This window comes from Variovorax paradoxus, assembly GCF_009755665.1.
Classification (GTDB): Bacteria; Pseudomonadota; Gammaproteobacteria; order Burkholderiales; family Burkholderiaceae_C; genus Variovorax; species Variovorax paradoxus_G.
This window is the reverse complement of sequence record NZ_CP046622.1, coordinates 5,473,446-5,497,128: the sequence shown is the minus strand read 5'-3', so window position 1 is coordinate 5,497,128 and position 23,683 is coordinate 5,473,446. Positions and strand designations below refer to the sequence as shown.

Below are 23,683 nucleotides of genomic sequence, written 5' to 3'. Positions count from 1 at the left end.
GCTTCAGAAGAAAAAAACCATGGCCCAACCGAAGACCGTCTCCCGCCCCCAGCCCAAGCGACGGGCCGCCGACCTCGCCTACGACGCGATCGAGACGCTGCTTTCCACCATGCAGCTGGAGCCCGGCAGCCAGGTGGTCGAAGCCGACCTGGCCGAGCGCACCGGCCTTGGCCGCACGCCGGTGCGAGAGGCGCTGATGCGCATGGTGTCGATCGGCCTCATCGTGCAGCAGCCGCGCCGCGGCCTGCTGGTGTCGACCATCGACCTGGCTGACCACCTCGACGTGATCCAGACCCGGCGGGTGCTCGAACTGCTGATTGCGGCCTGCTCGGCGCGCCGCGCCACCGCGTTGCAGCGCAAGGAGATCGTGCGCTGCGCCGAGGTGATGGTCGAGGCCGCCCATCGCGGCGACCTGAACGACTACATGCAGGCCGACCGCGCGCTCGACCTCGTCAATCACCAGGCGAGCCACAACGATTCGGCGGTGAAGGCGGTGATCCCGCTCATCGTGCAGTGCCGGCGCTTCTGGTACGCCTACCAGCATGAAGGCGAGATCGTCGAAGGCGCCAATGCGCACCTGGAGCTGGCGCAGGGCATTGCCACCGGCAACGAGGCCGCGGCCGTTGCAGGCGCCAACCGGCTCATGGACTACCTCGAGCTTTTCGCCCGGAAAATCATCGACAAGTAGGCCGAAGGGCCGCTCGGCCAATACCGGGGAACTACGCGTGATCTGCCGCGGCCTGCGGCGCATACTGGCCCGATGGCCGTCGCACCCCGCGCCCAACCCGAAAACTTCTTCACCACCGAAGAGTGGCAGTCGCTCACCAGCCGTTCGTCATGGAAGGGCCTGTGGCTGGTTGCGCACTGCTGGGGCGTCGTCGGCGCCGCGATGCTCGTGGGCATCGTGTGGCCCTGGACCGTGCCGTTCATGGTGCCGATCGTCGGTGCGCGGCAGCTGGGGCTCTTCATCCTCATGCACGACGCGGCGCACGCGGGATTGCACCGCAACCGCAAGGTCAACGACTGGGTGGCTTACTGGCTGTGTTCGTCCACGCTGCGCGACTACCGGCCGTATCACCTGCAGCACCACCGCTTCGTGCAGCAGACCGAAGACCCGGACCTCGTGCTGTCGGCGCCCTTCCCCATCACGCGTGCCTCGATGTGGCGCAAGGTCGTGCGCGACCTGAGCGGGCAGACCTTCTACAAACAGCGCTTCGGCCATGTCGCCGAAGGCATCCGGAATCGCGCACCGGGTGAATCGGCGCTCAAGGCCTTGGGGCGTGAACTCGCGAAGGACCGACGCTTTCTAGTGGGCAACGGTCTCGGCTTTTTGGCATTTGCAATGGCGGGCTTCTGGTGGGCCTGGCTGCTGATGTGGTTGCTGCCCATGGCCACCTGGCTGCCGCTCGTGAGCCGCGTGCGCAACATCGCCGAGCATGCGCTGGTGGCGCAGAACGAGGCCGACCCGCTGCGCCAGGCGCGCACCACGCATGCCGGCTGGCTCGAACGCGCACTGGTGGCGCCCTATTGGGTCAACTATCACTGCGAACATCACATGTTCACCGGCCTGCCCTGCTGGAGCCTGCCGAAGGCGCACCGGTTGCTGCAGCGACGCGGCGCTACCGCGCGCATGGAAGTGCAGCCCGGCTACCTGAGCCTGTTGAAGCGCGCAGCCTCGGCCCAGACGGCCTAGCGCGTTGCGGGGCTTGCCAGCGACGCCGGCGACGCGCCGCGCTGCGCATGCTGGCTGAGCCAGATGCTCGCGATCACGACGACGATGCCCACGGTCTGCCACACCGACAGGCTCTGCCCCAGCAGCGCCCAGCCCAGGATCACGGCCGTGACTGGGCTCAGGAAAGTCAGCGGCGCGACCGCCGACGATTCCAGCCGGGCCACACCGCGGAACCAGACGATGTAGGTCAGCGCGGCACCCACCAGGCCGAGCCAGGCAAAGCCGATCCAGTTTGCCGTGCTGAGCGCCGGCAGCGGCGGCTCCAGCCACAGCGCCACCGGCAGCAGGAGCAGGCCGCCCGCGGTCAGCTGCCAGGCCGTGAAGGTCAACGCCGACACCGGCGGCTGCCAGCGCCGGCTCAGCACCGTGCCGAAGGCCATCGACACCGCGGCGGCAAAGGCTGCGCCGATGCCGAGCGCATCCAGCGCGGCATTCGGCGTGAGCACCAGCAGCGCCACCCCGCCGATGCCGACAATCGCCGCCGCCACTGAAAGTGCGCGCACGGCCGACCCGAGGAAGAAGCTCGCAAGAAACACCACGAAGAGCGGCTGTACCGACGTGATAGTTGCCGCCACCCCGCCGGGCAGGCGATACGCCGCGACGAACAGCATCGCCCAGAGGATCGAGAAGTTCAGCGCCCCCAGCACGAAGATGCGGCCCCACCAGGCGCGCTCGGGCAGCCGGCGGACGATGAGGAGCAGCAGCAGCCCCGCGGGCAAGGCGCGCAGCAGCGCCACCGTCAGCGGGTAGTTGGCCGGCAGGAGTTCGGTGGTGACGATGTAGGTGCTGCCCCAGATGGCGGGCGCGGTCGCGGTGAGGAGGACGTCGGCGGTTCGGCTGGTCATTCGGTTAGATGCGGCGCGCTAGCTGCCGGCCTGTTCAGGCTCCGGCCCGGCCCAGCCCAGCAGTTCGGCCAGCCGCTGCACGATCCAGCCGGCCTCGGCAGGCGACACGCCGGATTCGGGCGCGGCCAGCCCGGCGTGGATGCGCCGGAGGATCTCGCTTTCGACCGGCACCTCGGTGTGGTGCTGGATCTGCGCGTGGCCCACCAGATGGTTGGCCAGGTCTTCGCAGATCTCGTAGCGCTCGCGCACCACCCCGATGGGCTCCAGCAGGCGCTGGCGCGCATCGCTGTACACCGCGAAGAACGAGGGCGGAATGAAGATCTGGTTGTCGTCGGACATCGCGAGTGGATCCAGTGCTTAGGGCGATAGGGGCTGCCCCAATGACAAAACGCGCCCGGGGGCGCGTTCGTCGTGGCCCTTGCGAGCCGGCGGGGGCTGATGGATCAGCCGCCCTTCTTGGCGCGCTTGCCTGGGTTCTTCTTGCTGCGCGTGGCGGTGCCGCGTTCCAGGCTGACCTTTTGGCCGCCACCGGACCTGGGCACGGCGTAGCCGGGCAGGGGCGTCGGCTTCGGGGTGGCAACGCGGTCGGCTTCGGTACGAATTTTCTTGGGCATGAAAAGCTCGGGTAAAAAAAGTGATGTTCGAGGCTCAATTAGGCCACAGCGGGGATTTTGCCTGCCAGAAGCCGAAGCAACGGGCATGACAGGGTTTCTTTCAGAGTTCCAGCAGGCGCACTTTCACGCTCTTGCCCTTCACGCGGCCGCTCGAGAGCTTGCGCGCCGCTTCGGCCGCAATGCCGCGCTCCACGGCCACGTAGGTCGAGAACTCGTTGACGTTGATCTTGCCGACCTGCTCCTTGGTGTAGCCGCAGTCGCCGGTGAGCGCGCCCAGCACGTCTCCGGCTCGGATCTTTTCTTTTCGGCCGCCCACGATCTGCAGCGTGGCCATTGGCGGGCGCATCGGCTCGCCCTTGCCGGGCGTGAGCTCGGCCAGGTCGTGCCATTCGGATTCGCGGCCCTGCAGCTGCTCGATCTTGCCGACGCTGCCCATCTCGTCCATGCTGGCGAGGTTGAGCGCAAGGCCCTCGGCGCCGCCCTGCTGGCCCACGCGGCCTGTGCGGCCGACGCGGTGGATGTGAATTTCGGAATCGGGCGTCACGTCGACGTTGATCACCGCTTCGAGCTGGGCAATGTCCAGCCCGCGCGCGGCCACGTCGGTGGCCACCAGCACCGAGCAGCTGCGGTTGGCAAACTGCACCAGCACCTGGTCGCGCTCGCGCTGCTCCAGTTCGCCGAACAGCGCCAACGCGCTGAAGCCCTGGGCCTGCAGCACCTCGACCAAGTCGCGGCACTGCTGCTTGGTGTTGCAGAAGGCCAGTGTGCTCACGGGGCGGAAATGGTCGAGCAGCAGGCTCACGGCATGCAGCCGTTCGCTTTCCTTCACCTGGTACCAGCGCTGGCGGATCTTGCTGCCTTCATGCTGCGCCTGCACCGTGATCTGCTCGGGGCTCTTCATGAACTGCTGCGCGAGCTTGGCGATGCCTTCCGGGTAGGTGGCCGAGAACAGCAGCGTCTGGCGCTCCTTGGGGCATTGGCGGGCCACCTTCACGATGTCGTCGAAAAAGCCCATGTCGAGCATGCGATCGGCTTCGTCGAGCACCAGCGTGTTGAGCGCCTCGAGGTTCAGGTTCTCTCGCTCCAGGTGGTCCATGATGCGGCCCGGCGTGCCCACCACGATGTGGGCGCCGTGCTCCAGGCTGGCAATTTGCCCGCGCAGCGCAACGCCGCCGCAAAGCGTGACCACCTTGATGTTTTCTTCGGCGCGCGCCAGGCGGCGGATTTCGGTCGTGACCTGATCGGCCAACTCGCGCGTGGGGCAAAGCACCATCGCCTGGATGGCGAAGCGGCGCGGGTTCAGGTTGGAAAGCAGCGCCAGCGCAAAGGCGGCGGTCTTGCCGCTGCCCGTTTTAGCCTGTGCGATCAGGTCCTTGCCGAGCAGCGCGGGCGGTAGCGCGGCCGCCTGGATGGCCGTCATCTGCGTGTAGCCGAGCTGCGTGAGGTTGGCCAGCATCTGGGGCGAGAGCGCCAGCGTGGCAAAGCCGTGGTCGGCCTGCGCCTGGGCTGGGGAGCCGCCGGCTGTGGAATTGGTCGTGGTCATCGTTCGGCAGCCGGACCCGGAAAAACAAAGGCCTTGCCGGCACCCTTCGCAGGGTGCCGCAAGGCCCTTCGTCCGTCGCGGATCAGCGGCGAGGTGCGTTGTTGTTGCCGGAGTTCGTCGGCGGCGGGCCGCGGCGCTCCAGGTGGCGGAAGGTGATACGGCCCTTGGTCAGGTCGTAGGGCGAGAGCTCGAGCGACACCTTGTCACCCGCCAGGATGCGGATGTGGTGCTTGCGCATCTTGCCGCCGCTGTAGGCGATCAGCTGATGGCCGTTGTCGAGCGTTACGCGGTAGCGCGAGTCGGGCAGGACTTCGGTCACTGCGCCGTTCATTTCGATCAGTTCTTCCTTGGGCATGTGTGATTACCTCTGACTCGTTCGATGTGTGTTGGATATGAAGATGGGCGTAATTGTTTCAGCCTGCGCACGAAAGCGCGAGCGGGGCAACGCTGCGTGGGCTGCTGCTTTCGCGCACCCAGCAAAGGCCTTGGTCCAGCGCGTAGCGCACTGCGGCGGCGTGGCTGGCGAAGCGCGGCGTGAAACGCATCACGCGGTCGTGCATGCCGCTGCCCCGGCCGGAGCGGATCGAGACGGAAGCGGCGTACTTGCCGTCGTCCTGGTGGCGAATGAGCGGAGAAACAAGGTACTTGCCCACCGCGATACTGTGTTGAATGATGTCCATGAAGCCTTGGCACCCTGCGCGGAAAGTATGCGCAAAATGCCGAAAAATTGATTGAAAACGGGCGTGGGCCGGCCAGAACGGCGCGGCGGACGCGCTATTCGCTTCAACAAGAACGAAGGCAGTGGTGGCAATCATGGGCGCCCGGTCTGGCGCTCCAACACACTGTGAAGCCGGCTTGAAAGAAAAAGGCCTGAAAAATCCAAGGGACGGTGCAGGTCAGCCGGCGGAGTGACGAAAAGTGCTTCGTCGTGGTATCGAAACGAACCCGACATTATAGCCTGCGGGGCATGACAGTTGCTTGTCTTAAAAACAACGATTGCATGAATTAGCTGCCCGCCCCCGCCGCTCGCGCATCGAACGCTATCAAAAAAGTAGCATCAACCGATGCCGAGCATCCGCTTATTCGCCGCCACGTCGACGCCGCCGGCCGCAAAGTCGTCGAATGCGCGCTCGGCCACGCGGATGATGTGGTCGGCAATGAAAGCCGCGCCCTCCCTCGCGCCGTCTTCCGGATGCTTGATGCAGCATTCCCATTCGAGCACGGCCCAGCCCGGAAAGTCGTACTGCGCCATCTTCGAGAAGATGGCGCCGAAGTCGACCTGCCCGTCGCCCAGCGAGCGGAAGCGGCCTGCGCGGTTGATCCAGCTCTGGAAGCCGCCGTACACGCCCTGCTTGCCGGTCGGGTTGAATTCGGCATCCTTCACGTGAAAGATCTTGATGCGCTCGTGATAGTGGTCGATGTAGGCCAGGTAATCGAGCTGCTGCAGCATGAAGTGGCTCGGGTCGTACAGCAGGCACGCGCGCGGATGGTTGTTCACGCGCTCCAAAAACATCTCGTAGCTCACGCCGTCGTGCAGGTCTTCGCCCGGGTGGATTTCGTACCCCACGTCCACGCCCGCCGCGTCGAACGCGTCGAGGATCGGCCGCCAGCGGCGCGCGAGTTCGTCGAAGGCCTCCTCGATGAGTCCCGGCGGACGCGGCGGCCACGAGTAGAGGTAAGGCCAGGCCAGCGCACCCGAGAAGGTGGCGTGCGCCGTGAGGCCCAGGTTGGCCGAGGCCTTGGCCGCGAAGTGCAGCTGCTCCACCGCCCACTGCTGGCGCCGCACCGGGTCGCCGCGCACCTCGGGCGCCGCAAAGCCGTCGAAGCCCGCGTCATAGGCCGGATGCACCGCAACCAGCTGGCCTTGCAGGTGGGTCGAAAGCTCGGTGATCTCGATGCCGTGCGCGGCGAGCGTGCCCTTGACCTCGTCGCAGTAGGTCTTGCTCTCGGCGGCTTTTTTCAGGTCGAACAGGCGCGCGTCCCAGCTCGGGATCTGAACGCCCTTGTAGCCCAGGCCGGCGGCCCAGCCGGCAATGGCATCGAGCGAGTTGAACGGGGCTTCGTCTCCCGCGAACTGGGCCAGAAAAATGGCCGGGCCCTTGATCGTCTTCATGGCTTTGTCTTCCTTCTTGGTCGTGGCGGCGTTGAAAGCATACTTGGCGTGTCGTCCGACCCCGTGCGAGAGGCCAAAGCGCCAAAATGGACTTTCCTTTTCGCACTGCACCCGCTGCCAGCATCGCGATGCCACAACCCGTTTCCGCCCGGCTGAAGATCGGCCTGTCCGCCTGCTTTTCCCACGCGGACCCAGCGCGCTCGCTGTTCACCAACAAGACGCTGCAGTACGTCGAGCAGTCGATCGCGCACTGGCTCATGTCAGCCGGCGCCATGGTGGTGATGGTGCCTTGCCCCACGGGCGAAACGGCGCGCGGTGACACCAAGCTCTCGCACTACGCCGAATGGCTCGATGGCGTGGTGATGCACGGCGGCGCCGACGTGTGGCCCGGCAGCTACGGCGAGGTGCCGCTCAAGGATGCATGGGTGGGCGACCGCATCCGCGACCTGTACGACCTGGCGCTGGTCGAAGCCTTCGAGCAGGCCGGCAAGCCGATCTTCGGCGTGTGCCGCGGGCTGCAGCTGATCAACGTGGCCTTCGGCGGCACGCTGTACCAGGACATCGAGGCGCAGCACGAGCACCCCGAAACCATCCGGCACCGCGACCCGGTGACCTACGACCAGAACTTCCACCAGATCGAGATCGTGGAGGGCACGCGTCTCGCCAAGCTCTACCCCGAGGTGAAGACCGCCAAGGTCAACAGCATTCACCATCAGGGGGTAAAAGACCTTGCGCCGGGTTTCGAGATCGAGGCCTGGAGCCTGCCCGACCGCGTACCTGAGGCCATTCGGCGGCGGCCCGAGCGCGGCCGCAGCTACATCGCGGCCACACAGTGGCACCCCGAGTTCCACAAGTACGGCAGCACCGAGACGGTCGACGACACGCCCATCCTGCATGACTTCCTGTGGGCCTGCGCCACCGCAAAGGTGGCGCCCCGCACCACCACCACGCCGAATGCGGGGCCCGGCCGCATCCGCGACCGTGCGGCGCGGGTGCTGCGCCAGGCGCTGCTAAGGCGCTGACCGAAAGCCGACCGACGAAGAGGCTGGCTAGCGCCGTTCGGAACGGTTGGTGCTGCCGCTGACGCCGGCATCGATGGTGCCGAACACCGTGACGCCGCTGCCCGAAGGCGACGCGGTGCGGTCACTGCTGCCAGCTGACCCCGTGCCGGCGCAACCCGCTACCAGGGCGCCCATCGCAATGGCAAGAACAGCTGCAATGAATGGCTTCACAGAATCTCCAGGATGTTTGACTTGGCCCACTATAGGCGTGGGGCTCGTCAGGTCGCTGTAACAACACGCACCCTGCACGGAATGCACACAGGTGCCGGGCGCAGAGGTGTTCAAGCCTTGCGCGGATCGGTCGCCAGCAGCATCTCGACCAGCGACTTCAGGTGCTCCTGCAGCCGCGCCGCTCCCGCTTCGTCGAGCGCCAGCGTGGCCTCGTCCATGTAGAGCTTGCGGTTGATCTCGACCTGGATGCTGTGCCGGTTTTCCGCCGGCCGGCCATGCCGGCGAACCAGTTCCACGCCTTTGTAAGGGTGGTTGTAGTCCACGCTGTAGCCCCGCTCGCGAAGGTGCTCGCAGATCTTGTGCGAGAGCGCCGGGTCGGCCGTGCTGCCGTCGCGGTCGCCGATCACGAAGTCCGCATGCGCAAGCCCCGGAAAATCGGTGGCATGGCTGCCCGCGATGGCCGGCATCGAGTGGCAGTTGATGTGAATGCTGTAGCCGTGCCGCGCATGCGCGTCGTCGATGGCCTGGGCCACCGCGGCGTGGTACGGCCGCCAGCAGTTGTCGATGCGCCCGCGCACCTCGTCCACGCTCAGCAGCCGGTCGTAGATCGGCAGGCCTTCGTCCGTGAGCTTCCAGACCAGGCCTTTGCCGAGCCGCACCTTGGAAAGCACGCGCGGGTCGTCCGAAAGCGGCTCGGTCCAGGGGCCGTCGAGCAGGGTGGTGTCCAGCTCGGTGGTGTCGCGGTTGGCGTCCAGGTAGCTGCGTGGAAAGTGCGCCTCGATCCACGCCGCGCCCATGGCGGGCGCAAAGGCGTAGAGCTTCTCGACGTGCGTGTCCTCGGCCCGGCGCAGCGTGGCCAGGTCGCACACGGGCCGGAAGTCCTCAGGGTACACAGTGCCGCTGTGCGGCGAATCGAGCACCAGCGGCGTTTGCCCGGCAACGCTGGTCACCTGGGCGCGGGTTTGGATCAGTTTCAGGACAGGATGCATAGGCAACTCAGGCCTCCCGCCGGGCCGCCCCAAGGCAGGCCTGCGCCCCCTCGGGGGGCAGCGAATACACGAAGTGATGAGCGTGGGGGTTCATATATTTCGGGTCAGTCCAATCGGATGCGAGCGAAAGCCGCGACCTTCTTCATCTTCTCGATCTCGCTGTCGATCTGCTTCGCGAACTCGGCCGGGGTGGTGCCCGACGCATAGAGCCCCTGCAGCGCCAGCCGCTCGCGCACCGAGGCGTCCTTCAGCGCGGTGGCCACGGCCTGCTGCATGCGCAGCGCAATGTCGGCGGGCGTGCCGGCGGGCGCCACCAGCCCGAACCACGAGGGGTCGTTGTTGGCCGCATAGCCGAGTTCGCGGTACGTCGGCACCTCCGGCAGCACGTCGAGCCGGCTGCTCCAGGACACCGCCAGCGCCTTCAGTTTGCCCGCCTTCACGTGCGGCAGCGAGGAGGCCACCTGGTCGAAGTACACCGGCACTTCGCCCGCGAGCACATCGTTGATGGCCGGGCCCGCACCGCGATAGGGGATGTGCACCATCGAGGTTCCGGTGCTGCTCTTGAAGAGCTCGCCCCACATGTGGCCGATGGTGCCGTTGCCCGGCGAGGCGTACGACACCTTGCCCGGGTTCGCCTTCAGGTACTTCACCAGTTCGGCGAAGCTCTTCACCGGCAGCACCTGCGGGTTGATGACCACGACGCCCGGCGCCTTCACCAGCTCGGTCACCGCGACGAAGCCCTTGATCGGGTCGTAAGGCAGCTTCTGGTACACGGCCGGGTTCACGCCGTGGGTGGAGAGCGTGGCCACGCCGAAGGCAAGGCCGTCCGGCGCCGAGCGCGCCACCTCGGCCATGCCGATGGAGCCGCCGGCTCCGGCGCGGTTGTCGATGACGACGGGCTGCTGCAGGATCTTGGCCAGCGGCTCCGAGAGCACGCGCGCCGTGATGTCGGTGGCGCCGCCGGGCGGGAAGGGCACGATCATGCGGATCGGCTTGCCTTGTTGGGCAAAGGATATTCCTGGAGCGACAGAAACAGCGGCCAGGGCGGAAAGAAGATGACGACGTTGCATGGGGTCTATTCCAATCAGACAGGGAGTAATGAAGCAAAAGTTGCTGCTCTACCTGAAGCAAAGGATAGACCAGCTAACATTCTGATCTGGAATGTTTTAATGGGCTTCCAGCCATGTCGCTCCGCCGCCTCAATCCACCGCTGAACCTGCTGCGCGCCTTTTCCACCGTGGTGCGCTTCGGCGGCGTGTCGCGCGCCGCCGAGGCGCTGCACCTGACGCAGGGCGCGGTCAGCAAGCAGGTGCAGGAGCTGGAACGCTGGATCGGCGTGCCGCTGTTCGAGCGCAGCCGCAAGCGGTTGGCGCTCACACCCGCGGGCGAGCGCTACGAGAAGTCGGTGCGTGCCGTGCTCGCGCAGCTGGAGGGGGCCACGCTGGAGCTCATTACCAGCGGCGACGGCGGCGGCGCGCTGCACCTGTCCACGCTGCCCACTTTCGGCGCCAAGTGGCTCATTCCGCGCCTGCCCGACTTCCAGCGGCACCATCCCCAGATCACCCTGCATTTCGTGCCCTACACGCACGGCTACGACTTCGAGCGGCCCGAACTCGACTGCGCCATCCTCTTCGGCGACGGCCACTGGCCCGGGGCTCGTTCGCACTACCTGGCGGGGCAGGACGTGGCGCTGATTGCGCCGCGCGCGGGCTTGGCCGAGGTGGCCATTCGCACGCCGCAAGACGTGGCGCGCTGCACGTTGCTGCGCCACGTCACGGTGCCGCAGTCATGGCTGCAATGGAGCGAGGCGCACGGCGTGCGCGGGCTCGATCCGCTGGCCGGCCCGCAGTTCGACCAGTTCCAGACCATGATCCGCGCGGTGATGGTGGGCATGGGCGTGGCGCTGGTGCCGCGCTGCCTGGTGCAGGACGAAATCGCGTCCGGGCTGGTGGACGAGCCGCTGCCGGGCGGCGGCTACCGCGGCAACGAGGGCTACTGGTTCTGCTACCCCGAGGGCCGGGGCCAGCTGGCCACGCTCGACCATTTCCGCCGCTGGCTGCTGGCGGAGGTCGATCGCAACGCGCCGACGCCGGAAACGCCCGCCCTTTCCTGACGGGCGCTCCCAGCCTTCAGCGTGCCGTCAGGGCGCCGACAGGTGCTTGCCCACGATGCCCGCCAGTTCGAACATCGTCACCTGGTCCTTGCCGAACACCGGCTTGAGCTTGGCGTCGGCATTGATCGCACGCTTGTTGGTCGCGTCCTGCAGGCCGTTGGCCTTGATGTAGTCCCACAGCTTCTTGATGACCTCGGTGCGCGCCACCGGCTCGGCCCCGATGACCGCAGCCAGCGATTCGCTCGGCTTCAGTCCCGCGCCGGGCTTGCGTGGCGCCGCGGCCTTCTTGGCAGCGGGTGCTTTCTTGGCGGCAGGGGTCTTCTTTGCCGCCACCTTCTTGGCTGCGGCCGTCTTGCCTGCCGGTGCGGCCTTGCCGAAGGTCTTGCGCGGCGGGAACTTGCTGCCGCCTTCGCGCGGGGCGAATTCGAAGGTCACCTTGCCTTCTTCGGCCTTCCAGGTCAGGAAGGCCTTGAAGGCGCGGCGGGTGCGCATGCTCACGAACTTGTCGAGCAGGTCGGTCTTGCCGGTGGCAAGCAGCTTTTCCATCTGCGCGCGCTCCACCGGCTGCTGCAGGATGATCTTGCCGGTCTTGAAGGTGCAGCTCGGCGTCGGCTGTGCATTGGTAGGAACCGACTTCTCGCAGACGTAGTTGCTGCCGTGCTCGAACACCGGCGCGCCGCAGATGGGGCAGGGGCCCACGGTGTCCTGCTCGCTGAAATCGACGATCTCGCCGGTGTCGGCGTTCTTGTCGTCGCCGAAGTCGAACTCCAGCTTCCAGTTCTTCGCTTCGTCGTCGAACTTCAGCACGATCTCCGATGTGAAGGGCCAACCGGCCTTGGAGCGGAAGCCTTCCAGCGGGCCGATGTGCTTGTCGCGCAGCAGTGCCTCGGCCTCGGCCACTTCAAAAGTGCGGCCCGCCGGCGACTTGCCGAACGAGAAGCCGCAGGGCTCCTGCCCGGCCTTGCCGGTGCAGCTGTAGCGGCGGTAGTTTTCCTTCACCACGCCGCCGCAGTTGGGGCAGGGCGTGGCAAGCGTGGCGTAGTCGCCGGGCACGGTGTCGCGGTCGTATTCCTTGGCCTTTTTGACGATGTGCTGCGTCATTTCGGCAATCTCGCGCATGAAGGCGTCGCGGCTGAGCGCGCCCTTTTCCATTTGCGCGAGCTTGTATTCCCACTCGCCCGTGAGCTCGGCCTTGGAGAGTTCTTCCACCCCCAGGCCGCGCAGCAGCGTCATGAGCTGGAAGGCCTTGGCCGTCGGAATCAGCTCGCGACCTTCGCGCAGCATGTATTTCTCGTTGATGAGCCCTTCGATGATGGCCGCGCGCGTGGCTGGCGTGCCCAGGCCCTTTTCCTGCATGGCCTCGCGCAGTTCGTCGTCGTCGATGGTCTTGCCGGCGCCTTCCATGGCGCCCAGCAGCGTGGCTTCCGAATAGCGCGCCGGCGGCCGGGTCTTCAGCGCTTTCAGGTCGGCCGATTCGGTTTTTACCGTTTCGCCAGGCTTCACCACCACCAGGTTCTTGCCGTCCTTCTCGTCATCGTCGTTGATGGCTTCCTTGCCCCAGATGGCGAGCCAGCCCGGCTTGACCAGCACCTTTCCGTCGCTGCGGAACGGGTACTTCTTGCCGCCGGTTTCCACGGTGCTGATGCGGGTGGTCACCTGGAATTCGGCGCTCGGGAAGAACACCGACATGAAGCGGCGCACGACGAAGTCGTACAGCTTCTGCTCGGCGTCCGAAAGGCCGCTCGGCGCCTGCAGGGTCGGAATGATGGCGAAGTGATCCGACACCTTGGCGTTGTCGAAGATGCGCTTGTTCGGCTTCACGTAGCTGCCGTCGACCGCCTGCTGCGCAAAGGGCGCCAGATGCTTCATGCCGCTGGTGGCAAGCATCTTCATCGTGTCCTTCACCACCGGCAGGTAGTCCTCGGGCAGCGCGCGCGAGTCGGTACGCGGGTAGGTGAGGGCCTTGTGGCGTTCGTACAGGCTCTGCGCCAGCGCCAGCGTGGTCTTGGCCGAGAAGCCGAAGCGGCCGTTGGCCTCGCGCTGCAGCGAAGTCAGGTCGAACAGCATCGGCGAAGCCTGGGTGGTCGGCTTGCTTTCTTCCGTCACGGTGGCGGGTTTGCCGCGCGCCGCATCGGCGATCTCGCGGGCTTCGCGCTCGCTCCACACGCGGTCGGCGCGAATTTCGGCATCGGTCGCACCGTCTGGGCCCGGCGGCGGCTTCTTGAAGCTGGCGTCGAACCACTTGCCGGGGTACTGGCCGGCCTCGGCCTGGAACACGCCGTGGATTTCCCAGTAGTCGCGGCTCACGAACTTGCGGATCTTTTCCTCGCGCTCGACCACCACCGAGAGCGTGGGCGTCTGCACGCGGCCCACGGTCGTCAGGAAGAAGCCGCCGTCGCGCGAATTGAAGGCCGTCATGGCCCGCGTGCCGTTGATGCCCACCAGCCAGTCGGCCTCGGAGCGCGAACGCGCGGCGTCGGCCAGGCCCTGCATCTGCTTTTCGGTGCGCAGCGCGTCGAAGCCGTCGCGTATGGCCTGCGGCGTCATCGACTGCAGCCACAGGCGCTTCACCGGCTTGTTCAGGCCGGTCTTGCCGCCCGCGTACTGCTCGATGAGCCGGAAGATCAGCTCGCCCTCGCGGCCCGCGTCACAGGCATTGATGAGTTGCGTCACGTCCTTGCGCTTGGCCTGCTTGACCACGGCGTTCAGGCGCGTCTTTGTCTTGTCGACCGGCTTCAGGTCGAAGTGGGGCGGAATCACCGGCAGGTTCGCGAAGCTCCACTTGCCCCGCTTGACGTCGAACTCCTCGGGCGCCTGGATTTCGACCAGGTGGCCGACAGCGCTGGTCACGACATAGCTTTCGTTCTCGAAATGCTCGTCATGTTTGTCGAACTTGCCGGCCACCGGCGTGAGGGCGCGGACGATGTCCTGTGCCACCGACGGCTTTTCTGCAATTACCAAAGTCTTCATCAACATTCCTAAAAGAGTTCCCACGCCGGCGCCGAGCCACCTCAGGGCGGCCTGCGGCCCCCTTCGGGGGGCAGCGACGACACGCCGTGCGAGAGCGTGGGGGCCACATACAATCTGCGGCTTCCCGCGTGTGCGCACGCGCACACGCGCATGTGTGCATATTCAACCTAACAGACTTCGGCGATGCCTTCCAAATCCCCACAATTCGCCGGCCGCCGCATTCAGATGCGGCGTTCGGATGTCCACGGCAATGGCGTGTTCGCCGTGGACGACCTGGCAGAAGGCGAGACGCTGATCGAATACAAGGGCGAAGTCATCAGCTGGAAAGAGGCGCTGCGCCGCCACCCGCACGACCCCTCCCAGCCCAACCACACCTTCTACTTCCACATCGACGACGGCCGCGTGATCGACGGCAACGTGAACGGCAATGCCGCACGCTGGATCAATCATTCGTGCGAGCCGAATTGCGAGGCCGACGAGGTCAACGGGCGCGTTTATATCAAGGCGCTGCGAAACATCGTTGCAGGAGAAGAGCTCAACTACGACTACGGCCTGATCATCGACGAGCCCTACACGCCGAAGCTGCTGGCCGAGTTTCCGTGCTGGTGCGGCTCCGAGAATTGCCGCGGCACGCTGCTGACGCCCAAGGACGAAGACGAAGAAAAGAAAAAGAAGAAAAAAGCCAAGAAGAAGGCCGAGAAGAAAAAGGCCGAGAAAAAAGAAGCGAAAAAGGCAGACAAGAAAGCCGAGAAAAAGGCTGAAAAGAAGTCGGAAAAAAAGAAAGCCAAAAAGGACGAGGCCGACAAGGGCTGAGCATGAGCACCATGGCCGACTGGTTCGAAGACCGGATTGCCGCGGCGGTGGCCCCGCTCTTGCCCGGCTTCGCGGTCGAGGCCGTGGCCGAGATCGACTCGACCAACACCGAGCTCATGCGCCGCGCGCGCGCCGGCCGCGCCGAGCCGGTGCTGCTGGTGGCCGAGCGCCAGACCGCCGGGCGCGGCCGTCTTGGCCGGCCCTGGCAAAGCGCGCAGCAGGGCGAGCAACAAAACGCCGCCTCGCTCACTTTTTCGCTGGGCCTGCCGCTCGCGCCGCGCGACTGGTCGGGTCTCTCGCTGGCCGTGGGTGTCAGCGTGGCGGAAAGCCTCGACCCGTCGGGCGATGCGAAGGTGGCGCTCAAATGGCCCAACGACCTGTGGGTGAACGACCGCAAGCTGGCCGGCATCCTGATCGAAACCGCCATGCCGCATGCGGGCCGCGCCGAAGCGGCGGCGACGCCGCGCTACCTGGTGATCGGCATCGGCATCAACATCGGCCCGCGCGAAGCCGAGGGCATGCGCACGCCGCCCGCGTGGCTGCGCCAATGGCGCCCTGACGCCACGGGGCCCGACGTGCTTGCCGAACTTGCCGCGCCGCTGGTGCGCAGCGTGCAGGCTTTCGAGGCGCAGGGCTTCGCGCCCTTTGCCGAGCGCTTTGCCGCGCGCGACGCATTGCGCGGACGCGAGGTTCAGCTCAGCGACGGCACCTTTGGCACATGCGAAGGCGTGGGCTGGGGCGGCGAACTGCAGGTGCGCACGGCCGGCGGCTTGCAGATGGTCTCGAGCGACGAGGTCAGCGTGCGTCCTCGCGGCATGGCTTTTTGAGATCCACCATGAAGTTGCGCCTTGTATTGATCGTTCTCGTCCTGGCCAATGTCGGCTACTGGCTGTGGGCCCGCGGCGACCTTGCCGGATTCGGATTGATGCCGGCAGGCATCACCGAGCGCGAGCCGCAGCGCCTCTCGCGCCAGGTTCATCCCGAGTGGCTGCAGATCCGCAAGGACGGCAAGACCGGCAACACTGCCGCCGCGCCCTGAACGCGCCGCAGCTCAAGGCGCCAGTTCTTCGCCCTCGAACCGCACCGTGAAGCGCGCGCCCGGCGGTTGCCGGCCCGGGTGCGCGTCTTCGAGCTTGACCTGCGCATGGTGCTGGTTGGCAATCTCCCGCACGATCGGCAAGCCCAGCCCCGAACCATCGGCCTCGTTGCCGAGCACGCGGTAGAAGGGCTCGAACACCAGTTCGCGATCGGATTCCGCAATGCCCGGGCCGTTGTCTTCCACCTGCAGCAGCACCACGTGCCCGAACGGGTCGGCCAGCACGCGCGCGGTGATCACGCCCGGCCGCTCGGGGATGGAGGGCGTGTAGTTGATGGCGTTGTCGACCAGGTTGCGCACCAGTTCCTTCAGCAGGGTCGGGTTGCCTTCGAGCACCACGCCGGGCGCGCCGGCTTCTGCGCCGTCGTAACCGAGGTCGATGCGCTTTTCGATGGCGCGCGGCACGGCTTCGCGCACCACTTCAATGGTGAGCCGGGCCAAGTCGCAGGGTTGGCGGCCTGTGCCCGCGCCGGTGCTTTCGGCGCGCGCGAGCGAGAGCAGCTGGTTCACGGTGTGCGTGGCGCGCACGCTGGCGCGGCCGATCTGCTTGAGCGACTGCTTGAGCTCGTCGGCATTGGCACCTTCGCGCTGCGCCAGGTCGGCCTGCATGCGCAGGCCCGCGAGCGGCGTCTTGAGTTGGTGCGCCGCGTCGGCGAGAAAGCGCTTTTGGGTGTGGATCGAGTCGTTGAGCTTGTCGAGCAGCTCGTTGACCGAAGACACCAGCGGCACCACTTCGAGCGGCACCGACGATTCGTCGAGCGGGCTCAAGTCACCCGGGCGGCGCTCGCGGATACGCGCCTCCACCACCGACAGCGGCTTGATGCCGCGCACCAGCGCCAGCCAGATCAGCAGCACCGCGAGCGGCAGGATCGCGAACTGCGGCAGCAGCACGCCCTTGATGATTTCGGTGGCCAGCACCGACTGCTTCTCGCGCGTCTCGGCCACCTGCAGCAGCGCGGGCGCCGAGTCGTCGTCGTCATTGGACAACCAGAGCGAGGCCACCCGCACCGGCTTGCCGCGCATTTCGCCGTTGCGCAACGTGACCACGCCCGGTACCGGGGGCTCGTCCATGTTGGGATGCGGCACGTCGGACTCGCCGCTCAGCAGCTTGCCGTGGCTGTCGAGCAGCTGGTAGTACACGCGGTCGGCGTCGTCGGCCCGCAAGATTTCGCGCGCCGGCTGCGGAAGCACGAACTCCGTCTGGCCCTGCTGCACGGTGACGAGCCGCGCCAGCGTCTGCACGTTGTATTCGAGCGCTCGGTCGAAGGGCGCATTGGCAATGCCCTGCGCCACCAGCCACGTGACGCCGATGCTCACCGGCACCAGCAGCAGCAGCGGCGTGAGCATCCAGTCGAGGATCTCGCCGAACAGGGAGCGCTGCGCGCGCTGGAACAGTTTCAAGGCTTACGGCCTCCGAAGCCGCGGGGCAAGCCCGCGTGTCATTGCTGGATTTTTTCGAGGCAGTAGCCGAGGCCGCGAACCGTGGCAATGCGCACCGGCCCCTTCTCGATCTTCTTGCGCAGGCGGTGGATGTAGACCTCGATCGCGTTCAGGCTCACTTCCTCGCCCCATTCGCACAGGCGCTCCACCAGCTGGTCCTTGCTGACCAGGCGGCCCGCGCGCTGCAGCAGTACCTCGAGCAGTCCGAGCTCGCGCGCCGAGAGCTCGACCATCTTGCCGTCGATGGTTGCCACGCGGCCGGCCTGGTCGTACACCAGCGGGCCGTGCCGAATGGTGTTGCTGGTGGCGCCCATGCCGCGCCGCGTGAGCGCCCGCACGCGGGCTTCGAGCTCCTGCAGGCTGAAGGGCTTGGCCATGTAGTCGTCGGCGCCGTGGTCCAGGCCCTTGACGCGTTCTTCCACGCTGTCGGCCGCGGTGAGCACCAGCACGGGCAGCTGCGAACCGCGCGCGCGCAGGCGCTTGAGAATCTCGATGCCGTGCAGGTTGGGCAGCCCGAGGTCGAGGATCAGCAGGTCGAACTCGCTGTGCGTCATGAGCGCGGTGTCGGCCTGCGAACCGTTCGCGACGTGGTCGACCGCCGCGCCCGAGGTGCGCAGGCTGCGCAGCAGGGCATCGGCCAGCACCTGGTCGTCTTCGGCAATCAGAATCCGCATGAGCCACCTCCGGCCGGTTCAGGCGCCGCGCTGGCGCCGTTCACATTTGTCTCTCTCCCAGCCGAGTCTAGCCCGCTGTGTACGCTTCCAGACCGATGGTTACCACGGTGGCGACGTCGTTGCCGACACTGGCGCGGAATTCGCGCTCGGCCTGCGTGACCGCGCCGCGAAAGGCGTCGAGCCATGCCAATCCGTCGGCGGTGAAAAGAACGCGCCGCGCTCGCGCATCGAGCGGGTCGGGCCCGCGTGTGACCAGGCCCCAGGCTTCGCACTGGTCCACCAGCGCGCCCATCGCCTGCTTGGTCATGCCGGCGCGTTCGGCCAGCTCGGTCAGGCGCGAGCCCTCGCGCGCCAGGTGCCGCGTGATGTGAATGTGCGCGGCACTCACCTGGGCGCGGGCGGCCAGGTTCGACAGCGTCAGCGGCACCTCGACGTCGTGCGCCATGAGTTCGAGCACGCGCTCGTCGAAGCGGCGCATCGCATGGCCCAAGAGGCGGCCCAGGTGGGTTTGCCGCCAGGCGTCGGGATCGGTCGGAAAAGCATTTTCGGCCATTGCCCAAATGGTAAAGCAAACTGACTAAAAAATGGGTTTACTGAAACCCATGAGCCCCTACACTACTGTTCAAGCATCCAGCCTGTAATTAAAAGCAGATGGATGGCAGTCACACACAAACCGTTGATTTTCAAGGAGATTCCACATGGACGCAGTCGTCAAGGGCGCAAGTATCTCGGTCGCCAACAGTGAAAAGGCCAAGGCCCTGCAAGCCGCGCTGGCGCAAATCGAAAAGCAGTTCGGCAAAGGCACGATCATGCGGCTCGGCGAAGGCGAGGCGCTCGAAGACATCCAGGTGGTCTCCACCGGCTCGCTCGGCCTGGACATCGCGCTGGGCGTCGGCGGCCTGCCGCGCGGCCGCGTCATCGAAATCTACGGCCCTGAATCGTCGGGCAAGACCACGCTCACGCTGCAGGTCATCGCCGCCATGCAAAAGCAGGCCGGCACCTGCGCCTTCGTCGACGCCGAGCATGCGCTCGACGTGCAATACGCCCAGAAGCTCGGCGTGAACCTGTCCGACCTGCTGATCAGCCAGCCCGACACCGGCGAGCAGGCGCTCGAAATCGTCGATTCACTGGTGCGCTCGGGCGCTGTCGACCTGATCGTGGTCGACTCGGTGGCCGCGCTCACCCCCAAGGCCGAAATCGAAGGCGAAATGGGCGACTCGCTGCCGGGCCTGCAGGCCCGCCTGATGAGCCAGGCGCTGCGCAAGCTCACCGCCACCATCAAGAAGACCAACTGCATGGTCATCTTCATCAACCAGATCCGCATGAAGATCGGCGTGATGTTCGGCTCGCCCGAAACCACCACCGGCGGCAATGCGCTGAAGTTCTACGCCTCGGTGCGCCTGGACATCCGCCGCATCGGCACCATCAAGAAGGGCGACGAGGCCATCGGCAACGAAACCAAGGTGAAGGTGGTGAAGAACAAGGTGTCGCCCCCGTTCAAGACGGCCGAGTTCGACATCCTGTTCGGCGAAGGCATCAGCCGCGAAGGCGAAATCATCGACATGGGCGTGAACGCCAAGATCCTCGACAAGTCGGGCGCCTGGTACGCCTACAACGGCGAAAAAATCGGCCAGGGCCGCGACAACGCACGCGAGTTCCTGCGCGAGAACCCCGAGCTGTCGCGCGAAATCGAGAACAAGGTGCGCGAGTCGCTGGGTATTCCGTTGCTGGCGGCCGATGCCGACGCCCCGGCCGCCGAAAAGGCCGAGAAGCCTGCGAAGGCAGCCAAGGCCGAGAAGGCCGACAAGGGCGAGTAAGCAAGGTACGGCGCGGCCTCTCGCGGGGCCGCGCGAGCGACCACCAGGCATGGCATTCGGTGCCCCCTCCCTCAAAGGCCGCGCGTTGCGGCTCCTGAGCCAGCGCGAGCATTCGCGCGCGGAGCTGGAGCGCAAGCTGGCCAAGCATGAAGAAGAGCCCGGCACGCTGGCCCGCGCGCTCGACGAACTGGCCGCCAAGGACTTCATCAGCGAGCCGCGCGTGGTGGCCTCGGTGCTGAACCAGCGCGCCGCCCGTTCGGGCGCATTGCGGGTGCGCCAGGAGCTGCAGGCCAAGGGCATTGCGCCCGAAGCCATCGCAGAGGCTGTGGCCAGCCTGCAAGACACCGAAGTAGAGCGCGCTACCGCGTTGTGGCGCCGCCGTTTCGACGCACCGCCCGCCGATGCGAAGGAGCGCGCCAAGCAAATGCGCTTTCTGATGGCGCGCGGCTTTGCGGGCGCGGTGGTGTCCAAGGTGCTCCGGAGCGATTTCGACGGCGACAGCGACAGCGGCGGCGAATGAAGCGGTGGCGCCGGTCGTGTCGCCGCGCCGGTGATGCTGAAGATGCCGCCGATGGCATGATCGGCGCGGGCCGGTCCCGCGCGAGGACCGCCTTCATAAAAAACTTCGGAGGAGGAACTCTCATGTCTTCAGGACCTGCAGGCCAGCCGTCGCTCGTGCGCACGGGCGCCAAAGCTGGCGCCGCATTCATCGGATCGGTGGTCAAGGGCGGCTTGCTCTCGCTCATCCTCGGCGGCGGCGCCTTCTTCTACTACCTGAGCCAGCTGCAGGGCCCCGGAAATACGGCGGCGCGTGCGGGCGGCGCCGGTGCGGTGCTTGCGCTGGTCACCTCGCCTCCGCTGCTGGTCGCGGTGCTGCTGCTTCTCTTCGTGGCCGTCTACGTGATGCTGGGTGTGCAGCAGGGCCGGGCCAAGGCCATGCAACACCTGGTGGCCGCGCGTGGCGAGGCCGTGTCCGAGCGGCTGGGTGGCGCAATTGCTGGCCGCATCGAAGCCATGCCGCGCACGCACGGCACGCTGCAGCGCGCGGCGGATTGGTTGTCGGTCGACGCGCTGAGCAAGCAGCTTGCGCCGGTGCTGGGTGAGGGCAAGGCGGTGCGCGCGGTGGTCGGCTTTGTGCTCAACCGCTTGCCGCTCGGCGACATGCTCGCCGAATGGCAGCAAGGCCGCGCCGCGCACGGCGAGCCAATGGCAGCAGGAGAGGGCGCGGCACAAGACCCCGCGCTGCGCGCGCTGCTCACGCGCCGCATCAACGAAACGCTGCAGGAGATGGCGGAGCCCTCAAGCAAGCCGCTCTACATTGCGTTAGGCGCGCATGCGGTGCTGCTGGGCGTCGGCCTCTGGCTCGTCAGGTGAGCCGGGAGCGATAAGCAGCGCTCAGAGCGCCAGCATCAGCTTCAGGTTCTGCACGGCGGCGCCACTGGCGCCCTTGCCCAGGTTGTCCAGCCGTGCAATCACCACCGCATGGCGGTGGTCTTCGTTCGGGAACACGCGGATCTCGAGCTCGTTGGTGTCGTTGAGCGCCAGCGCGTCGAGCTTGCCGTTGTCGGTTGGCGGCAGCACTTTCACGAACTGCTCGGGCGTGTTGCTCCTGGCGTAATGCGCGGCAATGGCGTCGTGCAGGTCGCCGGCCTTCGGCTTGCCGGGCAGCAGATCGAGGTGCAGCGGCAGCTGCACGAGCATGCCCTGCTTGAAATTGCCTACCGAAGGAATGAAGACGGGCCGGCGGGTGAGGCCGGTGTAATTCATGATTTCAGGAATGTGCTTGTGCTTGAGGCCGAGCGCGTAGGTTTCGAAAGGCGGCGCCTTGCCGCCCTCGTACTCCTCGATCATGGCCCGTCCGCCGCCCGAATAGCCGCTGACCGAGGGCAGCGAAACCGGAAAGTCGGCCGGCAGCAGGCCCGCATCGACCAGCGGCCGCACGATGGCGATGGCGCCCGTGGCATAGCAGCCCGGGTTGCCGACGCGGTCGGCCGCAGCCACGGCCTGCCAGTGGCCTTCCACCAGTTCAGGGAAGCCGAACACCCAGCCCGGCGCCACGCGGTGCGCGGTGGAGGCGTCGATGATCTTGGGCTTCTTGCCCGGCAGCTGGTCGATCAGCGCGACCGATTCACGGGCCGCGTCGTCGTGCAGGCACAGCACCACCAGGTCGACGCCCGCCATCAGCTCGCGCTTGGCGTTCACGTCTTTTCGCAGCTCGGGCGCTATGCTCACGAGTTCGATTTGCGGCATCGTCTGGAGCCGCTCGCGAATTTGCAAGCCGGTGGTACCGGCTTCGCCGTCGATGAAAACCTTGGCCATATCGGAGTATCCGTGGGGTCGCTAGAAGAAAGTACGTATTGACCGCAAGGTCACGTCGAGTATTGGTGCGCCGCACCATGATACAGTCCGCGGTTGTTCGCCGCCCCCAACCGTCAGGTTGCCGTCGCCCGCGAACAACAGAGCCAAAGACGCCTCAGACCCCAGATCTCCCGTTCTCAACTTCCTCCTTCCGAGAGACAACCCTCATGAAGATTCACGAGTACCAAGGCAAGGAAATTCTTGCCAAGTTCGGCGTGCCGGTGCCGCGCGGCATTCCGGCCTATACGGTCCAGGAGGCGGTCGAGGCCGCCCAGAAACTTGGAGGCCCGGTCTGGGTCGTCAAGGCCCAGATTCACGCGGGTGGCCGCGGCAAGGGCGGCGGCGTCAAGGTCGCCAAGTCCATCGAAGACGTCAAGAAGCTCGCCGGCGAAATCCTCGGCATGCAGCTCAAGACCCACCAGACCGGCCCCGAAGGCCAGAAGGTGCGCCGCCTCTACATCGAAGATGGCGCCGACATCAACAAGGAATACTACGTCTCGGCGGTGACCGACCGCGCGACGCAGAAGATCGCCTTCATCGCCTCGAGCGAAGGCGGCATGGACATCGAGGAAGTGGCCCACTCCACGCCCGAGAAGATCATCACGGTCTACGCCGATCCCAAGGAAGGCCTGACCGACGCGCAAGCCAAGGAAATCGCCGACGGCATCGGCATGCCGGCCGACTCGACCGCGCAAACGGTCGACATCCTGAAGAAGCTCTACACCTGCTACATGGAGACGGACGCCTCGCTGGTCGAGATCAACCCGCTCAACCGTGACAGCAAGGGCAACGTCATGGCGCTGGACGCCAAGTTCAACTTCGACAGCAACGCGCTGTTCCGCCACCCCGAAATCGTGGCCCTGCGCGACCTCGACGAAGAAGACGCAGCCGAAGTCGAAGCCTCCAAGTTCGACCTGGCCTACATCTCGCTGGACGGCAACATCGGCTGCCTGGTGAACGGTGCCGGCCTGGCCATGGCCACCATGGACACCATCAAGCTGTTCGGCGGCGAGCCGGCCAACTTCCTGGACGTGGGCGGCGGCGCCACCCCCGAGAAGGTCACCGAAGCCTTCAAGATCATGCTGAAGAACAAGAATGTCGAGGCCATCCTCGTCAACATCTTCGGCGGCATCATGAAGTGCGACACCATCGCCACCGGCGTGATCGCAGCCTGCAAGGCCGTGAACCTGCAAGTGCCGCTGGTCGTGCGCATGAAGGGCACCAACGAAGTCGAAGGCAAGAAGCTGCTGGCCGATTCGGGCCTGCCGATCATCAGCGCCGACACCATGGCGGAAGCGGCCCAGAAGGTCGTGGCAGCAGTCAAGAAGGCCTAA

Annotated in this window: 26 protein-coding genes; 11 read left to right on the top strand and 15 right to left on the bottom strand. The window is 66.2% G+C overall.

Annotated elements, in window-relative coordinates; all coding sequences use genetic code 11:
• Nucleotides 1–19 precede the first annotated feature (19 nt).
• Together GOQ09_RS25665 and GOQ09_RS25660 are read left to right on the top strand one after the other, a co-directional pair.
• Nucleotides 20–688, top strand: coding sequence for a GntR family transcriptional regulator (locus GOQ09_RS25665; protein ID WP_157616452.1), 669 nt, complete (start codon nt 20–22; stop codon nt 686–688).
• A gap of 72 nt (nt 689–760) precedes the next feature.
• Nucleotides 761–1,693, top strand: a complete 933-nt coding sequence (locus GOQ09_RS25660) for a fatty acid desaturase family protein (protein WP_157616451.1) — start codon at nt 761–763, stop codon at nt 1,691–1,693.
• Here the strand turns inward: GOQ09_RS25660 and GOQ09_RS25655 are convergent.
• The 7 genes from GOQ09_RS25655 to GOQ09_RS25630 all read right to left on the bottom strand — a co-directional run bounded on the left by GOQ09_RS25655 (nt 1,690) and on the right by GOQ09_RS25630 (nt 6,847).
• Nucleotides 1,690–2,577: an EamA family transporter gene (locus GOQ09_RS25655; RefSeq protein WP_157616450.1), complete on the bottom strand. Its 888-nt coding sequence runs from the start codon at nt 2,575–2,577 to the stop codon at nt 1,690–1,692. The genes GOQ09_RS25660 and GOQ09_RS25655 overlap by 4 nt on opposite strands.
• 18 nt (nt 2,578–2,595) lie before the next feature.
• The gene (locus GOQ09_RS25650) at nt 2,596–2,916 is read right to left on the bottom strand and encodes a hypothetical protein (protein ID WP_157616449.1); all 321 of its coding nucleotides are present in this window, start codon (nt 2,914–2,916) and stop codon (nt 2,596–2,598) included.
• A gap of 104 nt (nt 2,917–3,020) precedes the next feature.
• Complete coding sequence (locus GOQ09_RS26165; RefSeq protein WP_165442121.1) at nt 3,021–3,191, bottom strand: hypothetical protein; 171 nt, start codon at nt 3,189–3,191, stop codon at nt 3,021–3,023.
• A 100-nt stretch (nt 3,192–3,291) separates the two neighbouring features.
• The gene (gene dbpA, locus GOQ09_RS25645; protein ID WP_157616448.1) at nt 3,292–4,734 is read right to left on the bottom strand and encodes an ATP-dependent RNA helicase DbpA; all 1,443 of its coding nucleotides are present in this window, start codon (nt 4,732–4,734) and stop codon (nt 3,292–3,294) included.
• A gap of 82 nt (nt 4,735–4,816) precedes the next feature.
• On the bottom strand, nt 4,817–5,089 hold the full coding sequence (gene infA, locus GOQ09_RS25640; RefSeq protein ID WP_015867950.1) for a translation initiation factor IF-1: 273 nt from the start codon (nt 5,087–5,089) through the stop codon (nt 4,817–4,819).
• Nucleotides 5,090–5,147: 58 nt separating this feature from the next.
• Nucleotides 5,148–5,414 carry a hypothetical protein gene (locus GOQ09_RS25635; protein ID WP_157616852.1) on the bottom strand — a complete coding sequence of 89 codons (267 nt, stop codon included), beginning with the start codon at nt 5,412–5,414 and terminating at the stop codon, nt 5,148–5,150.
• A gap of 377 nt (nt 5,415–5,791) precedes the next feature.
• Nucleotides 5,792–6,847 (bottom strand): sugar phosphate isomerase/epimerase family protein, encoded by a 1,056-nt coding sequence (locus GOQ09_RS25630; RefSeq protein ID WP_157616447.1) that lies wholly within the window; start codon nt 6,845–6,847, stop codon nt 5,792–5,794.
• Nucleotides 6,848–6,975: 128 nt separating this feature from the next.
• Here GOQ09_RS25630 and GOQ09_RS25625 point away from each other — a divergent pair, with 128 nt between their 5' ends.
• Nucleotides 6,976–7,869, top strand: a complete 894-nt coding sequence (locus tag GOQ09_RS25625) for a gamma-glutamyl-gamma-aminobutyrate hydrolase family protein (protein WP_157616446.1) — start codon at nt 6,976–6,978, stop codon at nt 7,867–7,869.
• 27 nt (nt 7,870–7,896) lie between these two features.
• Here the strand turns inward: GOQ09_RS25625 and GOQ09_RS25620 are convergent, their stop codons facing one another.
• The 3 genes from GOQ09_RS25620 to GOQ09_RS25610 form a co-directional block, all read right to left on the bottom strand.
• Nucleotides 7,897–8,079: a hypothetical protein gene (locus tag GOQ09_RS25620; RefSeq protein ID WP_157616445.1), complete on the bottom strand. Its 183-nt coding sequence runs from the start codon at nt 8,077–8,079 to the stop codon at nt 7,897–7,899.
• A 110-nt stretch (nt 8,080–8,189) separates the two neighbouring features.
• Complete coding sequence (locus tag GOQ09_RS25615; protein ID WP_157616444.1) at nt 8,190–9,068, bottom strand: N-formylglutamate amidohydrolase; 879 nt, start codon at nt 9,066–9,068, stop codon at nt 8,190–8,192.
• 104 nt (nt 9,069–9,172) lie between these two features.
• The gene (locus GOQ09_RS25610; protein WP_157616443.1) at nt 9,173–10,138 is read right to left on the bottom strand and encodes a tripartite tricarboxylate transporter substrate binding protein BugE; all 966 of its coding nucleotides are present in this window, start codon (nt 10,136–10,138) and stop codon (nt 9,173–9,175) included.
• 113 nt (nt 10,139–10,251) lie between these two features.
• On the opposite strand from GOQ09_RS25610, the gene GOQ09_RS25605 reads away from it, so the two are divergent.
• Nucleotides 10,252–11,181, top strand: a complete 930-nt coding sequence (locus GOQ09_RS25605; protein ID WP_157616442.1) for a LysR substrate-binding domain-containing protein — start codon at nt 10,252–10,254, stop codon at nt 11,179–11,181.
• 27 nt (nt 11,182–11,208) lie between these two features.
• Here the strand turns inward: GOQ09_RS25605 and GOQ09_RS25600 are convergent, their stop codons facing one another.
• Nucleotides 11,209–14,151, bottom strand: coding sequence for a DNA topoisomerase III (locus GOQ09_RS25600; protein WP_157616441.1), 2,943 nt, complete (start codon nt 14,149–14,151; stop codon nt 11,209–11,211).
• Nucleotides 14,152–14,334: 183 nt separating this feature from the next.
• Between GOQ09_RS25600 and GOQ09_RS25595 the strand changes: the two genes are divergently transcribed.
• The 3 genes from GOQ09_RS25595 to GOQ09_RS25585 are packed head-to-tail and all read left to right on the top strand — an operon-like array spanning nt 14,335 to nt 16,003.
• On the top strand, nt 14,335–14,964 hold the full coding sequence (locus tag GOQ09_RS25595) for an SET domain-containing protein (protein ID WP_157616440.1): 630 nt from the start codon (nt 14,335–14,337) through the stop codon (nt 14,962–14,964).
• Between the two features lie 2 nt (nt 14,965–14,966).
• Complete coding sequence (locus tag GOQ09_RS25590) at nt 14,967–15,791, top strand: biotin--[acetyl-CoA-carboxylase] ligase (protein ID WP_157616439.1); 825 nt, start codon at nt 14,967–14,969, stop codon at nt 15,789–15,791.
• An 8-nt stretch (nt 15,792–15,799) separates the two neighbouring features.
• A complete protein-coding gene (locus tag GOQ09_RS25585) occupies nt 15,800–16,003 on the top strand; it encodes a sporulation protein (protein ID WP_157616438.1) in 204 nt (67 codons plus the stop codon).
• A 12-nt stretch (nt 16,004–16,015) separates the two neighbouring features.
• Here GOQ09_RS25585 and GOQ09_RS25580 read toward each other — a convergent pair whose 3' ends face one another.
• The 3 genes from GOQ09_RS25580 to GOQ09_RS25570 all read right to left on the bottom strand — a co-directional run bounded on the left by GOQ09_RS25580 (nt 16,016) and on the right by GOQ09_RS25570 (nt 18,727).
• Nucleotides 16,016–17,461 (bottom strand): sensor histidine kinase, encoded by a 1,446-nt coding sequence (locus GOQ09_RS25580; RefSeq protein ID WP_157616437.1) that lies wholly within the window; start codon nt 17,459–17,461, stop codon nt 16,016–16,018.
• A 38-nt stretch (nt 17,462–17,499) separates the two neighbouring features.
• On the bottom strand, nt 17,500–18,174 hold the full coding sequence (locus GOQ09_RS25575) for a response regulator (protein WP_157616436.1): 675 nt from the start codon (nt 18,172–18,174) through the stop codon (nt 17,500–17,502).
• Between the two features lie 67 nt (nt 18,175–18,241).
• A complete protein-coding gene (locus tag GOQ09_RS25570; protein WP_157616435.1) occupies nt 18,242–18,727 on the bottom strand; it encodes a MarR family winged helix-turn-helix transcriptional regulator in 486 nt (161 codons plus the stop codon).
• A 145-nt stretch (nt 18,728–18,872) separates the two neighbouring features.
• On the opposite strand from GOQ09_RS25570, the gene recA reads away from it, so the two are divergent.
• From recA to GOQ09_RS25555, 3 genes are all read left to right on the top strand, one after another.
• Nucleotides 18,873–19,991, top strand: coding sequence for a recombinase RecA (gene recA / locus GOQ09_RS25565; protein WP_157616434.1), 1,119 nt, complete (start codon nt 18,873–18,875; stop codon nt 19,989–19,991).
• A 49-nt stretch (nt 19,992–20,040) separates the two neighbouring features.
• Entirely contained in the window at nt 20,041–20,511 is a 471-nt protein-coding gene (gene recX / locus GOQ09_RS25560; RefSeq protein ID WP_157616433.1) for a recombination regulator RecX, read from the top strand.
• A gap of 122 nt (nt 20,512–20,633) precedes the next feature.
• Complete coding sequence (locus GOQ09_RS25555; RefSeq protein WP_157616432.1) at nt 20,634–21,365, top strand: hypothetical protein; 732 nt, start codon at nt 20,634–20,636, stop codon at nt 21,363–21,365.
• A 21-nt stretch (nt 21,366–21,386) separates the two neighbouring features.
• Here GOQ09_RS25555 and argC read toward each other — a convergent pair whose 3' ends face one another.
• Nucleotides 21,387–22,310: an N-acetyl-gamma-glutamyl-phosphate reductase gene (argC, locus tag GOQ09_RS25550; RefSeq protein ID WP_157616431.1), complete on the bottom strand. Its 924-nt coding sequence runs from the start codon at nt 22,308–22,310 to the stop codon at nt 21,387–21,389.
• Between the two features lie 206 nt (nt 22,311–22,516).
• Here argC and sucC point away from each other — a divergent pair, with 206 nt between their 5' ends.
• Nucleotides 22,517–23,683, top strand: coding sequence for an ADP-forming succinate--CoA ligase subunit beta (gene sucC / locus GOQ09_RS25545; RefSeq protein WP_157616430.1), 1,167 nt, complete (start codon nt 22,517–22,519; stop codon nt 23,681–23,683).

Bases quoted from the DNA above. Each gene is read 5' to 3' on its own strand.
- dbpA (WP_157616448.1), bottom strand. From the start codon at position 4,734: ATGACCACGACCAATTCCACAGCCGGCGGCTCCCCAGCCCAGGCGCAG.
- recX (WP_157616433.1), top strand. From the start codon at position 20,041: ATGGCATTCGGTGCCCCCTCCCTCAAAGGCCGCGCGTTGCGGCTCCTG.
- GOQ09_RS25570 (WP_157616435.1), bottom strand. From the start codon at position 18,727: ATGGCCGAAAATGCTTTTCCGACCGATCCCGACGCCTGGCGGCAAACC.
- recA (WP_157616434.1), top strand. From the start codon at position 18,873: ATGGACGCAGTCGTCAAGGGCGCAAGTATCTCGGTCGCCAACAGTGAA.
- GOQ09_RS25555 (WP_157616432.1), top strand. From the start codon at position 20,634: ATGTCTTCAGGACCTGCAGGCCAGCCGTCGCTCGTGCGCACGGGCGCC.
- GOQ09_RS25625 (WP_157616446.1), top strand. From the start codon at position 6,976: ATGCCACAACCCGTTTCCGCCCGGCTGAAGATCGGCCTGTCCGCCTGC.
- sucC (WP_157616430.1), top strand. From the start codon at position 22,517: ATGAAGATTCACGAGTACCAAGGCAAGGAAATTCTTGCCAAGTTCGGC.
- GOQ09_RS25655 (WP_157616450.1), bottom strand. From the start codon at position 2,577: ATGACCAGCCGAACCGCCGACGTCCTCCTCACCGCGACCGCGCCCGCC.
- GOQ09_RS25665 (WP_157616452.1), top strand. From the start codon at position 20: ATGGCCCAACCGAAGACCGTCTCCCGCCCCCAGCCCAAGCGACGGGCC.
- infA (WP_015867950.1), bottom strand. From the start codon at position 5,089: ATGCCCAAGGAAGAACTGATCGAAATGAACGGCGCAGTGACCGAAGTC.
- GOQ09_RS25605 (WP_157616442.1), top strand. From the start codon at position 10,252: ATGTCGCTCCGCCGCCTCAATCCACCGCTGAACCTGCTGCGCGCCTTT.
- GOQ09_RS25585 (WP_157616438.1), top strand. From the start codon at position 15,800: ATGAAGTTGCGCCTTGTATTGATCGTTCTCGTCCTGGCCAATGTCGGC.
- GOQ09_RS25630 (WP_157616447.1), bottom strand. From the start codon at position 6,847: ATGAAGACGATCAAGGGCCCGGCCATTTTTCTGGCCCAGTTCGCGGGA.
- GOQ09_RS25590 (WP_157616439.1), top strand. From the start codon at position 14,967: ATGAGCACCATGGCCGACTGGTTCGAAGACCGGATTGCCGCGGCGGTG.
- GOQ09_RS25610 (WP_157616443.1), bottom strand. From the start codon at position 10,138: ATGCAACGTCGTCATCTTCTTTCCGCCCTGGCCGCTGTTTCTGTCGCT.
- GOQ09_RS25635 (WP_157616852.1), bottom strand. From the start codon at position 5,414: ATGGACATCATTCAACACAGTATCGCGGTGGGCAAGTACCTTGTTTCT.
- GOQ09_RS25575 (WP_157616436.1), bottom strand. From the start codon at position 18,174: ATGCGGATTCTGATTGCCGAAGACGACCAGGTGCTGGCCGATGCCCTG.
- argC (WP_157616431.1), bottom strand. From the start codon at position 22,310: ATGGCCAAGGTTTTCATCGACGGCGAAGCCGGTACCACCGGCTTGCAA.
- GOQ09_RS26165 (WP_165442121.1), bottom strand. From the start codon at position 3,191: ATGCCCAAGAAAATTCGTACCGAAGCCGACCGCGTTGCCACCCCGAAG.
- GOQ09_RS25615 (WP_157616444.1), bottom strand. From the start codon at position 9,068: ATGCATCCTGTCCTGAAACTGATCCAAACCCGCGCCCAGGTGACCAGC.
- GOQ09_RS25660 (WP_157616451.1), top strand. From the start codon at position 761: ATGGCCGTCGCACCCCGCGCCCAACCCGAAAACTTCTTCACCACCGAA.
- GOQ09_RS25600 (WP_157616441.1), bottom strand. From the start codon at position 14,151: ATGAAGACTTTGGTAATTGCAGAAAAGCCGTCGGTGGCACAGGACATC.
- GOQ09_RS25595 (WP_157616440.1), top strand. From the start codon at position 14,335: ATGCCTTCCAAATCCCCACAATTCGCCGGCCGCCGCATTCAGATGCGG.
- GOQ09_RS25650 (WP_157616449.1), bottom strand. From the start codon at position 2,916: ATGTCCGACGACAACCAGATCTTCATTCCGCCCTCGTTCTTCGCGGTG.